The organism is Serratia myotis (assembly GCF_027474885.1).
Lineage (GTDB): Bacteria > Pseudomonadota > Gammaproteobacteria > Enterobacterales > Enterobacteriaceae > Serratia > Serratia proteamaculans.
In genome coordinates, this window is record NZ_CP099707.1 from 868466 (window position 1) to 881441 (window position 12976).

Sequence of the window (12976 nt, forward strand, 5' to 3'; positions counted from 1 at the left end):
TCGGGTCTCCTTAGCTGTTCACGGACGCGGCGAAATTCGCCAGGTAACGGTCGGTGATGCGCTGGCGCAGGGTTAAATCTTCCAGCGGCGGTACTGGGGTGTAGTCGTAATCGATAAACAGCTTGCCGGCCTTCAGGGTCTCTTTATCGTTGGCGCTCTCGTCATACCAGCAGTCGCCATCAATGATCAGCCCGGCAGATTTCAGCTCGCGGAACTTGGCTTTGATGCCGTCGATCATGTCGCGGATCAGCGTTGGCGTCACCGGGCGGTCAACTGCCCACAGATGAGCTTCAGCCATGGTGTCAGCCAATACCTGCGCGGTGCGGGTATAGTTTTCGAACTGGAATAATGGATCGTCGGAACAGGTGCGTGAGCCCCAGAACTTGAAGCCATCTTTGCGGATCAGGGTGGTGACGCAGGCTTCGTTCAGCAGGTCAGCATCGGTACCGACGGTTTGCAGATCCCAAAATACGCTGGCTGAAATACCGCTGACGCCGTTGACGCCGACGTTGGACAGGGTTTTATGCCAGCCAGTTTCCTGGTCAATCTTGGCGCGCAGACCGAGTGCACGAGCGGTGGCGTATGCGATGTCGCTGCTGTTGGTGGTGGTGTTCCAGTTAATAAAGTCCGGCCAGATCAGCATCAGTTCGCGTTGGCTGAAGCCTGCGCGGTACTTGATGGCGTCGGAGACGGTCTTGCAACCGTAAGCGCTGATATAACCAAAGGCGCGCAGTTGTTGGCAGATACCGGCCAGTGCGGTTGCCACCTCCAGATTGTCGTGGCCCGGTACACCCAGGATACGTGGCTTCACGCCCAGTTCGGCCTGTGCCGCCAGCAAGGCTTTCATGCCGGTGTATTTACCGTTTTCATCGGCACCGCCAATGATATTGGAGGTGGTTTCAGCCTCGTCTTTGCCTTCTGCCACACGTACCACGACGGTGACCGGTTTGGCCTGTTCAGCGATCGCCAGCAGCGAGCGTGCCAGGGTGCCATTTTTGCCGGCCTTGCCGCTGGCGGCCAGAACGTCAGTGATCAACACCGGAGTGTTGAGAGGGAACAGGCTTGCATCGGCATCTTCTGCAGTACAAACCATGCCAATAATTGCCGTCGAGACGGTGGAAATTACGCGGGTGCCTTCATTGATTTCGAGGACACGCACGCCGTGGTGATAATCACCCATAGCATTACTCCGTTTGTGGTTGGTAACAACAGAATGCCCTTCGCGATGGGGTCGCGCATCTCATTGGGTATGTATGAGAACTGGTACAACAGCAGGAAAATCAAGATAAAAAAAACGCCCCGGGCGGGGCGTTGATAATGCGATTATTGCGGTGGCTGCGGCCAGTCGATGTCTGGGGCGGTGCCAGGATCGACCCTGCTAAGCATCACCCTATAGAGCATCCAGGTCCTCAGAAGTTCAAGCTCGACCGGAGTGGCAATGTCGAGTTCGACAGCATCCTTAAGAGGGGCAATTTCTTTCGCCGCCAGGTTCAACCGTACATCTTTCTCGTTTTGCGCCTGAATCTTTAATTGTTCGGAAGTATAAATACGCGGAACTATTTTTTCGCCATTAAATTGCCAGTCCAGACCTTTTATTGGGGTGGTGAATGTATCAGGGATGTTATCGGCTAATACTTCAGCGATAAAGGCATTGATTGGCCATAAACTTGATGCATCATAGCTGGAGCTATAAATAATTCCGCGTTTATCAAAAACTACTTTTAGAGTGTTCCTATTAAAAGTTTTTTGTACTTCGTACCAGTCATTTTCGTTTTCATCTTTAATGAATGATATGTTTGAACTTCTCGCCAAAACTTCCTCTGGCGTGTCTTTCTCTGGTTCATATATAGAGAATGGTCCGAGATTTTTCATACGTAAGCCACCGTATACCAGTTGTTATTAATGTATTTTTGCAACATGCGATAATACATATACCCAAGTTGATTTCCTTCATTGCCGTTGCCGCCGGTTATTACCGCTCCAGAAGGCGCTTCAGTCATACTGCCATCGGTGACAATAGTTCCTCGGCTAGCCAGGCGAATGTCACGTACATAATTTTGGTCAAGATAGTTATTTAAATAGCCACCCCATATGCTGCCATTAAGATTGCCATCTGTTTGAAAGGCAGCGCCTGCCGCGAAGACTGCGGAATTAGCGCGAAACTCACCATTATTGCGGAAAGTGAACCAGCCATTACCACCGCCATTGGCTACATGAATGCCCATTTCATGATAACTACCGACTTTTTCATAATGGTAAATATCGGCAGAAAGGTCCCCTTTGCCTTGCATGCGCAAGCCATTGGTCTGCCGGTATCCGTCAGCATAATTTACATTCCCAAACTTGGTGATAAAGTCACCACTATAGAAATTAGGAGTGCCATTAACGTTAATTTTACCACCGAACCAAACGTCGCCGGTTGCGCTCAATTTTCCATTAACATAATACTCAGAACCATGGAAAGACAGCACACCTTTGTTATCATTAACTAATCTGGTATCAAAATCACCGGCGCTATTATCATAATGAAAATCTATATATGGAGTGGGTCCGTAAAGTTCAACACTAGCCTTGGCTGTAAGTCCACCTGAAATAGTGGTTGAGCCATTCACCGATAATGACGGAGTGGTCAGCCCAGATTTTGTTTCGATGGCGCCATTCACCGTCAGGCCGCCGGTTATTGTATCGCCGCTCTGTTTGACAAACTTGCCGTCGGCCTCGGCCTTACTGTAGGCGCCAACATCCGCCGCCGTAGGTTTATAGGCTGTGGTATAAATCCGGTACCACGACAGCGGTTTCTCCGGCACGGTGGAAAAACCGATATAGGCGGCCGCGCTGTTTTGGATTGCCAGATAACCACTGGAGGGCCCTCCATCGCAAGGGAGATTGAGAACGCCATAGGTCCCTGAACCAGGGGCGTTTTTTGATAAGTTATTCACCCTATAAATTTCGCCAAGGTTACTGTAGGCATCTGCATGATGTTTGATACCTGCACCGAAACCGAACGCACCGACCTCCATCAAATTTGTAGCTTCAGTCCCTACATTTCTCGTTGCAGCATTACCCAGTGCGAGATTGCCACGTGCGACGGCCTTGTTGGTCAGATCCGAAAGGTTGTTGCTTTTTTTGACGCTTGCATCATTAACCGCCTTCAGCGCTTTTGGCGTCGCCGCCAGGGTTTCGCTGCTGCTGTTGATGTCGCTGCTCAGTTGGGTGAAGCCTTTGGCCAGCAGGGTGGCATCTGGGTGGTTACGTGAGCGCGCATGCTCGGCGATAGCGGCATCCAGCGTATCGCGGGAAACCAGTACGGCGGTTTTGTCCGCCACAATCACCGCGCTGGCATCGCCTTTGACCAGCAGGACCATACGTACCACCTGGGTGCGGCCGGCCCCTTCGGCCAGTAGCGGTTTGTAGGTGTCTGGCGTATTGGCCACGGCCACCAGTACACCGTTTTTATCATACAACCCCAGTTCGCGGATCCACCAGCCGCCAGTATCTTCCGGGATTATCTGCTCGGCGATCACCTGGTTGCTGCTGTTGGCGTCAACCTGTAGGGAGTTCAGCGCGGCGCGTCGCTTTTCGTTCACCAACCTGGTCTGGCTTTCGCTGGGCTGGGTGGCTGCACCACCGCCGTCGCCGACCGCCATCTGGGTGATCTCCAGCTTCTGGCCGGTTGCCGCGGCGTTAGCCAGCAGTGCTTTGCCCTGATCGGTGAGCAGGGCGCGGTATTTTGCTGTCATGTCGTTGCTCTCTTCTGTTTGTCGGCCGGATAGTTGAGGCCGCTCTTGTACATCACATACAGGCTCAATCCGCGCAGGATTTCACCCGACCAAAAACCGAAGAACATCCCGTTGTCCGTGCCGGTACGCGGTGCCGGCGACCAGGCGCCATCCATCACATCCCCACCGGTGAGATAATTCTTCTGTAACTCTGTAACGCATTGTTCGATAAAGTGTTCTGTACCCACGACCTCACTGCCGGCCATTTTTGCCAGCACGGCGCCGGCCAGCCACAGACCACACATATGGCCGGTGAAGTCATGTTTGTCAGGTTGCGGGATACCCGTCATCGGGAAATCGGTCGGCGTAATACCGCCGGAATCCTGGGTAAAACCGATCAGCCAGTGCAGCCAGTTTTCGACATAGCTGACCAATTTGGCAGGTGGTGTTTTACCCGCCAGTTTCAGCTCATGCCAGGCGCGTGCAGCGCCAAAGAAAGCTCGCGGTTGATAACCGGACCAGGCCGTCCCATCGCCCCAGTGGTACATGGTCCAACTGTCTGCTTTGCCATAGCTCAGGTTGTCCCAACGATTCCAGATATAAGCGGAAGCACCGGGCCCCAATACGCCAAACTGCTGCTGGTACCACTGCTGCGACTGCCATAAGAACTCGGTCATGTTGTTGAGCATCAGGCCGTCGGCATCGGCAGCGGCATGCACGAAAATGAAGGGGTATTGGTAGCCTGGATAAGGCATGCCGTGCCAGCCGTCGAATTGCTGGCTGTCCGCCTGATAGATATTGGAGAAAGGGATCACTCCAGGGGTATAGAACAGGCTGTCCTGGCGGTGGCCCAGCAGGGTGCAATCACCCAATAGTGCGGTATAAGGGTTTTCTCCCTGCAGTGTGACGCGGTATTTGATGGTGTAGCCGTCGTCGGCGCTGAAGGTTGGCGGTATATCATTCAGCACGTAGTAACTGAAGTTGGCGTTAGCCACATTCCCATCCTGCAGGATAGTGACCTGATCAACCGTGCTGAAATTAGGACGGGCAGGTTTCTCATCGCCATCCTGATGGTCTGGCTGATAGCCGCTCAGCACCGCGGCAGCCGGGTCAAAGGTTGCCGACTTCCATTTACCCTCGGTGGCGGGCAGCATCCAGTACCAGCGCCATTTATCGTCGTCCTCAAGCCGCAGATTGAAGTCGGCATTAGCACGATAAACCAGTTGGTTTACCGGAAAACGTTCCTCTGTGGTTAGCCAGGCGCCGATCACCATGCCAGCGTCATCGTTGGGGTAGCTGGCGTTGATTACCGTTGCGCTGCGTTGATCGTAAACCTGTTCCTCAAACCGACTGCCAATCACGCAACCGCCGTAATCGGTCACCGCCCGCAGATCGGCCAGTAGATAATCGCTGCCATCCTCGCGAGTCAGTGCTGCCAGGCTGGTCAGTGCGATATCGTAAGTTTTTACCTGCGCCTGGGTAGACTGCGGCAGACCGATACCCCAGTCGGTGGCTTGTTCAGCATCCTTTTCAGGTGCTATGGCCAATTGTAGCCTGCAGGAAATAGGCTGGTTTTGATCATCAACACCACCGAAAGTGGTGCGAACTTTGGACTGATTGCTCACGCGGAACCACACCGATTGCTGTTCCAACGATTGTTGTGACGCAACGTCTTTGCGCAGTGTAATCATGCCTTCGGCATTGCGCGCATAGCTGACGGATGCATCGGCAGGATATGACCAGTCATAGGAGATGCCGTCGGTGAACGGCGTATTGGCATGCAGGCTCTGACGGAAAAATTTATCCTGCGCATCAATATCGGTGTATTCCATAGCGGTGAATTCAACGCTTTTCCAGGCATTGAAATAACGCTGCTCACCGGTGATTTTATACAGCAGGTAACAGGCATCGGCGAACCACAGCTCGGCGTCAGCCGCATTGCCCATGGCATTGTGCGGGACCGGCACGTGCAGTGGGCGGTTATGCTGGATCTGATTACGTTCAATCATGACTCCGCCGTGCTCGACGGGCTGACGATTGGCGAAGTTCAGTTTATGACTACCGCTGAGTGTGGTGTCTTTCAGTTGAACGGTACCAAACTGTGCGAGGGGCAGCCCTTTGGCCAGAATGTCACCGTCGGCGTTAATCTGATAACCCTGCCAGTTAATGATCCACTCGACGTCGTAGCGCTTGCCGTCACTGTTCCAGTCCACGTTGCCGGTGGCGTCGACCGCACGCACCTGCGCATTGATGGCGTCCCAGGCCAGAGTGCCGTCAAAGGCGAAAGTAGCGATATCCAGATACTCTCCCCAGTAAGGTGCACCCTGTGGGACCTGCGTCTTGCCTTTGGTGAAGGCCATCGGTACGCCTTTGAAACCGCTATGTGTAGGATCTTTGTTATCCACTGGCCAGTTGGCAGGTACCGGCTCCTTGGCGTTGACGATCCAGTTGGCGACCCACCGCTGAGGGGTTTCCGGAATAGGGGTAGCGTCGTAAAAATGAGTTACGTAAGCGTCAAAGCAGGCAATGGCCTGATCCAGATACTTCTGTTGTTGGGTCGCCAGATAGGCATGGGCATAACCGAGGATTTGTAACGCCTGTCCCTCGGTGGTGGCGTCATTGGGTAATCCCGCCATGCGGGAAAGCTCTCGTTCATGGCGCGAGTCGGCCAGTATATGTTCTTCATTGAGAACAAAATGCTGTTCGGTCGAATCCAGAGTGGTACCGGTATTACGTTGTAAAAATTGATAGTGGCCCTCCAGCATCTGGCGAGCAAACTCAACGTAATCCGGATATACGGTGGTGATCTCGGCGTCGTAATGGCCACCGGCCACCTCGATGCTGCCAGATGCCTCCAGGTTCAGCGCCAGGCCGGTCAAGTGGCGGCTGACCGGCTTGGCGTCGGCGATCATCCGTTCCATTTCCAGGTACATTTCTTCGGTGATGCCGTTCTCCAGCACACCGATATCCAGGGAAAAGGTGCCGGGTTCGGCATTGGTTTCCCACCATTCACGCAGTTTGATCAGATAGCCCAGTGGCTCCACCACACGGCGGATGGCGCCGATGGTGCCTTTATGGCGGTGTACGAAGAAGGCAGAGGAGACGACGCTGCGTTTGGTTTCTTCCGTCCAGCCCTCATCCCAATGATCGACCGAAAACGCCCAGGCCAGATACGGCAGCAGGTTGACCGGGCAGGTAGCGGGGTTCCACAACTCGCGCAGGGGGACCGGCATCGCAGCCAGCTCGGAGCAGGCGGCCGCTGCTGCAACCTCCAGAGGCGAAGAGCCGACCGGCAACAGACGGTTACTCATCGGAGCCTCCTACGGTCAGAAGATAACTGGCGCAGTACGACGCCTGGGTTTTATCCAGCACGATATCGGCCTGTGGGCTTTTCAGTTCCACCCGCTGTACCCCTTCGGCATGCAGAGCGGCATAAATTGCCGACAAACGGATATCACGGCCCAGGCGGTGTTGTGCGCTGATGTAGCTTTTCAGCTTGGCTTCGGCAGCACGGCGGATTGGCTCGGCTTCCGGACCTGGGTAAAGATAAAGCAGCGCATCGATACTGTAATTGACGATAGTAGCGGAACGAACGATGACCCGATCCGCCACCGGGCGTACGTCTTCATCGTTCAATGCTTTATCGACAATCGCCACCAGTTCGGCGCTGGCGGTGCCATCACCTTCACGAGATAGCACGGAGATCAGTACGTTAGCCGGGCTGGGACTGGTGGCAGAAACGTCGGCCACCCGACCATCGGCGGAGCGGCCGTGGTATTCGTAGGAGCCGCTGGAGCCGGCAACGCTCAGTCCTTCGAATGCCTGTTGGATGCGTACGCGGAAATCGCTGTCGGACTCCATAATTGCCGCTACCGGTGGAATGACCGTCGTGTCAGGTTGCTGAACCACCAGGCGTTCAACCTGGAAGTTACCGCCAAGCTGATCGAGATCGCTGCCACCGGCATAGCCGAGCATCACCGCCTGGGCGGCCTCGTTAATGCGCTGACGCAGGATCAGTTCGCGGTAAGCATTTTCCTGCAGTAGCTTGACGATCGGTTCCGATTCCAGCGTCAGCGTGCGTGCAATCGCTTCACGCTGCTCCTCCGGGTAGAGGGAAATCAGCGTGGCCTTGCGATCGGCCAGCAGCGACTCGTAGTCGAGGGGATCGACTACCGTGGGGGCGGGTAATAAGCTCAGGTCAATGGTTGCCATGGTGTCAGCTCACTGAAACAGAAAGAGAAAAGGTATCCGGCGTATCGGTACGGTTGCCGGTAATGTCGACCACCATTTTTCCGTCGATGGTGGTGTTAAAGGTGATGCCGCTTAGTTGAATGCGTGGCTCCCACTGCAGCAGCGCGCTGTAGCAGGCGGCCATGATTTGCAGCCTCAGTACGTCGTTTTGCGGCCGATCCAGCAGTTCGGACAGCAGCGAACCGTAATTGCGGCGCATGATGCGTGAGCCGATCGGGGTGATTAAAATGTCACTTACCGATTGACGGATATGGTCAAGGTCGGTGATCGCGCGGCCGGAGCCGCGGTTCATGCCGAAATATTTCGCGTTATTCATGCTGGTTTATCCGTTTGGCCTCCGCCGTTTTGCACGCCGCCGTGGGTGTGGGTATGCACCACCACGCCGTTAGAACTGATGCTGCCGCCGGAGTGGTTGAGATCGCCGGTCATCGAGCCGCCTTGTCGGATGGCAATGGTGCCGGTGGTTAATAACTGGGTGCATTCCACTTCAGGGGCATCCAGCGTGATCTTGCTCGTTGCACGACAGGTGATGGCCGGTGCGGTGACGTTTACCTGCTCTGTGGCTTCAATGGTGGCACTTTTGATGCCCATGACTTTCAGCGCACCTTCTGCCGGTTCGTACTCGATCACTGCGCCGTCAGGGAAGGTGATGTGTGCCGCCTGGGCCGAGGTTGACGGCGCCGGATGGGCATCGGAAAAAATACCGGGTAGCACGAAGGCGGTGTCGAGCTCTCCCCCCAGCGACAGCACCAGCACCTGTTCGCCTACGCTGGGCGCCCACCAGCAACGAGCATCACCGGCGCGGCCGGTCAGCCAATTAAGCCAGTCGGTGAGGTTGCCACCGGTGGCTACGCGGCAGCGTCCGCGATCGAGGTCGACCTCGCTGATGGTGCCAATGCGTATCAGGTTGCGCACCAGGCGCTGAATATCGAAGTTGTCTGTGTTCATCTGTTAAGAATGCCGCCGTGTTAGGGGGGCGACAACGCGGCGGCGTTTAGCTGGCGCCAGCACAACCGAAGCCGTCCCGCAGGTCAGTTTATGGTTGCTGAAATTGGCTTATCAGCTCGCCGTGCAGGTAAACCTGGGTGAAACGAATGACGTTTTCCGGCAACGGTGGCTCGGTCAAGGGTGTGATATGCAACGCGCCGTCGCGCTGTTCCACCTGAATGCGTTCGGTCAGTTGCAACTGCAGATCAAGCTGGCCGGCGGCACTGATATCGCGTTTGAAGGTAAAGCCATTTTTTCGTTTTTCCGCGTTGGCGAGAATGTCGGGCTGGTGACTGCGCAGCCAGGCCAAGACGGTGACCATTACCAGATCTTCTTCATTGACCTGATCGCTCAGCGTCAGGTTGAGTTGGTATTGATATTCGAAAGACAGTGAAGGGCCTAATGTAGAGACTACGCGCCCGTTATCCAGGCTGATGTGTAGCTTATCGGGATGTGTCTGTAGGTCTGGTAGCGCGTTGGCCAGTGCAGTACGCAACTGCTCGGGTTTTAACATGATGTCTCTCCTGGCAGGCAGTGCCTGCTGAGTGGTTGAATTGAAAAAGCAGGGATATCAGCGCTGGACACCCTGCAGGCACAGTGCCTGTTCGGCATTGCGGCGGCGTTCAAGCCCTTGGTTTTTAACGCCGTTGACATAGACCCAGCGGGGGAGCTGATCGCAAGCTTCCTGCCATTGTTGGCGCTTGATAAAGGTGGCCAATGTGGAATTGCAGGCCGCGCTAACTCCTACGTTGAAAGCAAAGGCGCTGACTGCGTCATAAACCGGCTGCGGCATCTCTACCGCCATACAGCGGGCGATACCGCGTTCGACGGTGCGGACATCGTCGACCAGATTGACGGCCGCCTGACGTTCGTTGATGACGGTGGCGGATTTCACCCCAGCGGTATGGCCGATGCCGTTGGTCCAGACGCCGGCACTGCACTGATAAGGTGAAAGCCGGCAGCCTTCGAAATCGGCAATCAGACGCAATCCCTGCTCAGAGGTGTGCAGGGTATTGAACTGTGGCAGCAGGGCTGCGAGGGCCAAAATAGCCGCCACGCTGCAGCGTTTAGCGAGTGAGCTCATCGTAGACTCCGCGTTTCAGACCGTTTTTTTTTAACGATTTCAAAAGCTGGTAGCTTTTACGCCGGTAGTACCAATTCACCGCAAAAGTACCAACACCGACCGCAGCACCGACCAAAAGGGCAATGTCCTGTGTAGAGTGCCGCCCCATCCAGGCCAGGCAGGCCGCCGTGAGATAGGCAAGCGTTGAGGTGAGTTTCTCCATCGTTTAGTCCCACAGTTTGACGGTTTCTCGTTGAGCGGCCGCCGGCAGATCCGGCAGTTCGATCGGATGACCGTGGGGAAGAATTGGGCCTGCATCGGCCAGGCCGCGATTGGCGAGATAAACCTGCTCCACCAGACGCTGAGTGCTGCCGTAATAGCGCCAGCAAATTGCGTCGATGGTGTCGCCTTGTTGTGCATAAATTTTCATCATTAGGCTCCTGCTTGGGGGAAAGTGAGATGGGCGCGGGGGCCCTGGATATATCCCAGTTTCCCGTGCGAGGCAGGCGTCGGCAACGCGATGGGGTTGTGGATGCGCTGGCACAACGGAAGGGAGAAAATGCTGCTGGCAGAAACGAAAACACCCGCCGGTAGCGGGTGTTGGAAAAGGGGGTTAGCTTAAGCAAACGCTGATTTAGCGAGAGTCCTGTCGATCCGCCGGGTAAAATATTTCTTGATAATCATTGTCTGGCAGCACCTGGCTGGCCAGATCTGAAATCAGCGACATGGCGATCAGAAATTCGGCGGCATTGCACTGTGCGGCCTGCGAAACATCGGCGATGAACTGGATGCGGGACAGTGTTAGCTGTTGTTTATCCATAATTTCCACTGTTCTTGCCCTCTCTTAAGTATACTGTTTATTTATACAGTATTAAGCAAAACGCTAAAGGCGTCAATGGTTGGATTTATCATTTGTGCAGTAAAAATAGGGCCAGTCATTGATTAGCGGAAATTGTACAAGTTGTTCACCGAAGTGGATTTTGCCTCCCCTCACCAGCACTTCCAACTGCCAGCGTTCAGGATCGATGCCGATCTGCCGAAGATCGCGGGCAATCGTCAGGCAGCGCTGTTGTTGTGCCGGCGTCAGACGTGCGGAAGGCGCGGGTTTTGGGCGGTTAATCGACAGTGATCCACAGTTATTGGCAGAACTCCAAGGTGTTGCAGGCTCAGAGTTTTTAGCCACGATGCGCCACTGCAACGTACGGGTCCGATATACCCGATCAGGGCCCAGGTGGGAGGCATAAATACCGACCACCTTTTGCACTCGTTCGTCATAGCTGTTCAATGTGGGTGCATCATCACGGGCTACACGCACCCACTGTTGGCTGCGCGGTACGTTGGCACCGCCCTGAGCGTTGATATAACCGGCAAAATCGCCAGCATCGGCCGCGGCGCGTACGGCTTCGGTTCGCTCATCGAACTGCTGCGACAAGCTATGTCCACGAATACGACGACATTCACGGTAGGCGCCTATGCTGGGTAGGCCAAAAGGGTGAAACTGCGGAATGCGCCAGGTACTGGCCCAGGCGCTGACCGCATTGGCGGTTTCGCTTAGTGGGGTGCCCGTCTCGTGATCCCGTTCTCCTTCCAGCGCATAGCCATCGAGGTTCTTGGCAACGTATTTGGCCATGTAAGCGGTCGCGCCTCCCCGATTCAGGTGCTTACAGTGGAGGCGATTCTCCTGCGCTCCGGGTTCCCCGGCATCTTGCTGCAGCGCATAGCGGCGCAGAATATTGATCACTTGCTGACGGTGGGGTTGGGGGGTAAACAGCATCAGGTGCCAATGCGGTGTGCCGTCGTGGTGCGGTTCGACCACTCGAACGCCATAGACCTGCAACTGGTGATCTTTGAATGCGGTGCGCATTTTGCTCCATTGTTTCACCAGGTAGCCTTGGCCGTCTTTTGGGGTGAAATCTTCACGATCCCAGCGGTGATTAAAGCGTGCCTTGCCGTGGCCGCCGAAGGTACGAGTGGGATGAAAACGTGCGGGAGTCGTCAGGGTGATAAACAGACCGATGTGGCTGTTGTTTGCTGCGTAGGCTTCAATCCCTGTCAGAGTATTCATTAGTTCCATACGGCGAATGGCTGGATTGGCAATGCTGCCCAGCACTTTCTCCATCAGATCGATACGCTCCCCGGTAAGGGTATTCTCCAAATCGCAACGGCGCAGATAATCCAGGTTTGACTGTCGTCGAGCCTTCACGTCCCGAATGGCCTGTCGACTGGCATAGGGTGAAGTGTTGCGACTGACATTGCCGATGGCAATCAGTAGCGCCTCACGCCACTGCATGCGTTGCATTTTCAGGCGTCGAAACCACCAGCGATCGCTGGTCAGTCTCGACAGTGCCGCTACCGCGCGGTGGCTGTCCAGCAGTCCCTTGCGGTAGCACTGCCAATGCATTGGCTGGATATTGAAAGTGCGTGCCATGCCGGCAATTTGGCCATACAGCCGTGATTGGAATTCGTTGCGTAGCAGTGCTGAAGTTTCTCCCGCATGTTTCACCAGTAGGGTGTCACACTCGCTTTGATAAAGCGCCAGTAACTGGCCGGCAATACGTTTTGCCAACTGTTCCAGCGCCTTGTCACCCAGCGTTGGCAGAGCATGATAGCTGTCTGCCTCATTGCCAAAGCGCATTGAGGCCTGCCGATTGAGGCCAAATTTGTCGTTCACTTGTTGAATACGCGGCCATATACGACGTTCGAAAACCAATACCAGATAGTGCCAGGCCGCTTTCGGGCCCTGCTGACTCAACAGATGTTGGTGGCGCTCGGTAAACTGTACGCGCAAATAATAGGGCAGGGTATTGACGCGCTGTAGCGCTGCCTGCCACTGGCGCAGCCGATCGCGGTTTAGCGTGGGTTCGCGGCCAATGGCTGGCCGCGGGATATTCCAGGGGTAGGCGCCTTCAAACAGGGGAGAGGGTTGGCGGCCTACATGATCGGGAGGAGCTGACAT

At 55.1% G+C, this 12976-nt stretch carries 12 protein-coding genes and 1 pseudogene; all 13 read right to left on the reverse strand.

Annotated features, from left to right (window positions below):
• Positions 1–10: 10 nt before the first annotated feature.
• The 13 genes and pseudogenes from NHG65_RS03970 to NHG65_RS04030 all read right to left on the reverse strand — a co-directional run bounded on the left by NHG65_RS03970 (position 11) and on the right by NHG65_RS04030 (position 12976).
• Entirely contained in the window at positions 11–1180 is a 1170-nt protein-coding gene (locus NHG65_RS03970; RefSeq protein WP_207979210.1) for a phage tail sheath protein, read from the reverse strand.
• A 143-nt stretch (positions 1181–1323) separates the two neighbouring features.
• Entirely contained in the window at positions 1324–1872 is a 549-nt protein-coding gene (locus NHG65_RS03975) for a tail fiber assembly protein (RefSeq protein ID WP_413478045.1), read from the reverse strand.
• Entirely contained in the window at positions 1869–3740 is a 1872-nt protein-coding gene (locus tag NHG65_RS03980) for a phage tail-collar fiber domain-containing protein (RefSeq protein WP_207979208.1), read from the reverse strand. The genes NHG65_RS03975 and NHG65_RS03980 overlap by 4 nt, the downstream gene beginning before the upstream one ends.
• Before the next feature lie 2768 nt (positions 3741–6508).
• Positions 6509–7030, reverse strand: a pseudogene (locus NHG65_RS03985) (phage tail protein I); the annotation flags it as partial.
• On the reverse strand, positions 7023–7931 hold the full coding sequence (locus tag NHG65_RS03990; protein WP_207979204.1) for a baseplate assembly protein: 909 nt from the start codon (positions 7929–7931) through the stop codon (positions 7023–7025). The pseudogene NHG65_RS03985 and the gene NHG65_RS03990, both read right to left, overlap by 8 nt.
• A 4-nt stretch (positions 7932–7935) precedes the next feature.
• The gene (locus NHG65_RS03995) at positions 7936–8286 is read right to left on the reverse strand and encodes a GPW/gp25 family protein (RefSeq protein ID WP_207979201.1); all 351 of its coding nucleotides are present in this window, start codon (positions 8284–8286) and stop codon (positions 7936–7938) included.
• Entirely contained in the window at positions 8283–8918 is a 636-nt protein-coding gene (locus NHG65_RS04000; RefSeq protein WP_261416021.1) for a phage baseplate assembly protein V, read from the reverse strand. The genes NHG65_RS03995 and NHG65_RS04000 overlap by 4 nt, the downstream gene beginning before the upstream one ends.
• Positions 8919–9006: 88 nt before the next feature.
• The gene (locus NHG65_RS04005) at positions 9007–9471 is read right to left on the reverse strand and encodes a phage tail protein (protein ID WP_099062817.1); all 465 of its coding nucleotides are present in this window, start codon (positions 9469–9471) and stop codon (positions 9007–9009) included.
• Between the two features lie 57 nt (positions 9472–9528).
• Positions 9529–10041 (reverse strand): lysozyme, encoded by a 513-nt coding sequence (locus NHG65_RS04010; RefSeq protein WP_499182953.1) that lies wholly within the window; start codon positions 10039–10041, stop codon positions 9529–9531.
• Complete coding sequence (locus NHG65_RS04015) at positions 10025–10243, reverse strand: HP1 family phage holin (protein ID WP_012005317.1); 219 nt, start codon at positions 10241–10243, stop codon at positions 10025–10027. Before NHG65_RS04015 ends, NHG65_RS04010 begins: the two co-directional genes overlap by 17 nt.
• Positions 10244–10246: 3 nt before the next feature.
• A complete protein-coding gene (locus NHG65_RS04020) occupies positions 10247–10450 on the reverse strand; it encodes a tail protein X (RefSeq protein WP_099062820.1) in 204 nt (67 codons plus the stop codon).
• Positions 10451–10654: 204 nt separating this feature from the next.
• Positions 10655–10849, reverse strand: a complete 195-nt coding sequence (locus NHG65_RS04025) for a hypothetical protein (protein WP_099062821.1) — start codon at positions 10847–10849, stop codon at positions 10655–10657.
• 63 nt (positions 10850–10912) lie between these two features.
• The gene (locus NHG65_RS04030; protein ID WP_207979191.1) at positions 10913–12976 is read right to left on the reverse strand and encodes a replication endonuclease; all 2064 of its coding nucleotides are present in this window, start codon (positions 12974–12976) and stop codon (positions 10913–10915) included.

Bases quoted from the DNA above. Each gene is read 5' to 3' on its own strand.
- NHG65_RS03970 (WP_207979210.1), bottom strand. From the start codon at position 1,180: ATGGGTGATTATCACCACGGCGTGCGTGTCCTCGAAATCAATGAAGGC.
- NHG65_RS04020 (WP_099062820.1), bottom strand. From the start codon at position 10,450: ATGAAAATTTATGCACAACAAGGCGACACCATCGACGCAATTTGCTGG.
- NHG65_RS04005 (WP_099062817.1), bottom strand. From the start codon at position 9,471: ATGTTAAAACCCGAGCAGTTGCGTACTGCACTGGCCAACGCGCTACCA.
- NHG65_RS04000 (WP_261416021.1), bottom strand. From the start codon at position 8,918: ATGAACACAGACAACTTCGATATTCAGCGCCTGGTGCGCAACCTGATA.
- NHG65_RS03980 (WP_207979208.1), bottom strand. From the start codon at position 3,740: ATGACAGCAAAATACCGCGCCCTGCTCACCGATCAGGGCAAAGCACTG.
- NHG65_RS03975 (WP_413478045.1), bottom strand. From the start codon at position 1,872: ATGAAAAATCTCGGACCATTCTCTATATATGAACCAGAGAAAGACACG.
- NHG65_RS04015 (WP_012005317.1), bottom strand. From the start codon at position 10,243: ATGGAGAAACTCACCTCAACGCTTGCCTATCTCACGGCGGCCTGCCTG.
- NHG65_RS03995 (WP_207979201.1), bottom strand. From the start codon at position 8,286: ATGAATAACGCGAAATATTTCGGCATGAACCGCGGCTCCGGCCGCGCG.
- NHG65_RS04030 (WP_207979191.1), bottom strand. From the start codon at position 12,976: ATGTCAGCTCCTCCCGATCATGTAGGCCGCCAACCCTCTCCCCTGTTT.
- NHG65_RS04010 (WP_499182953.1), bottom strand. From the start codon at position 10,041: ATGAGCTCACTCGCTAAACGCTGCAGCGTGGCGGCTATTTTGGCCCTC.
- NHG65_RS03990 (WP_207979204.1), bottom strand. From the start codon at position 7,931: ATGGCAACCATTGACCTGAGCTTATTACCCGCCCCCACGGTAGTCGAT.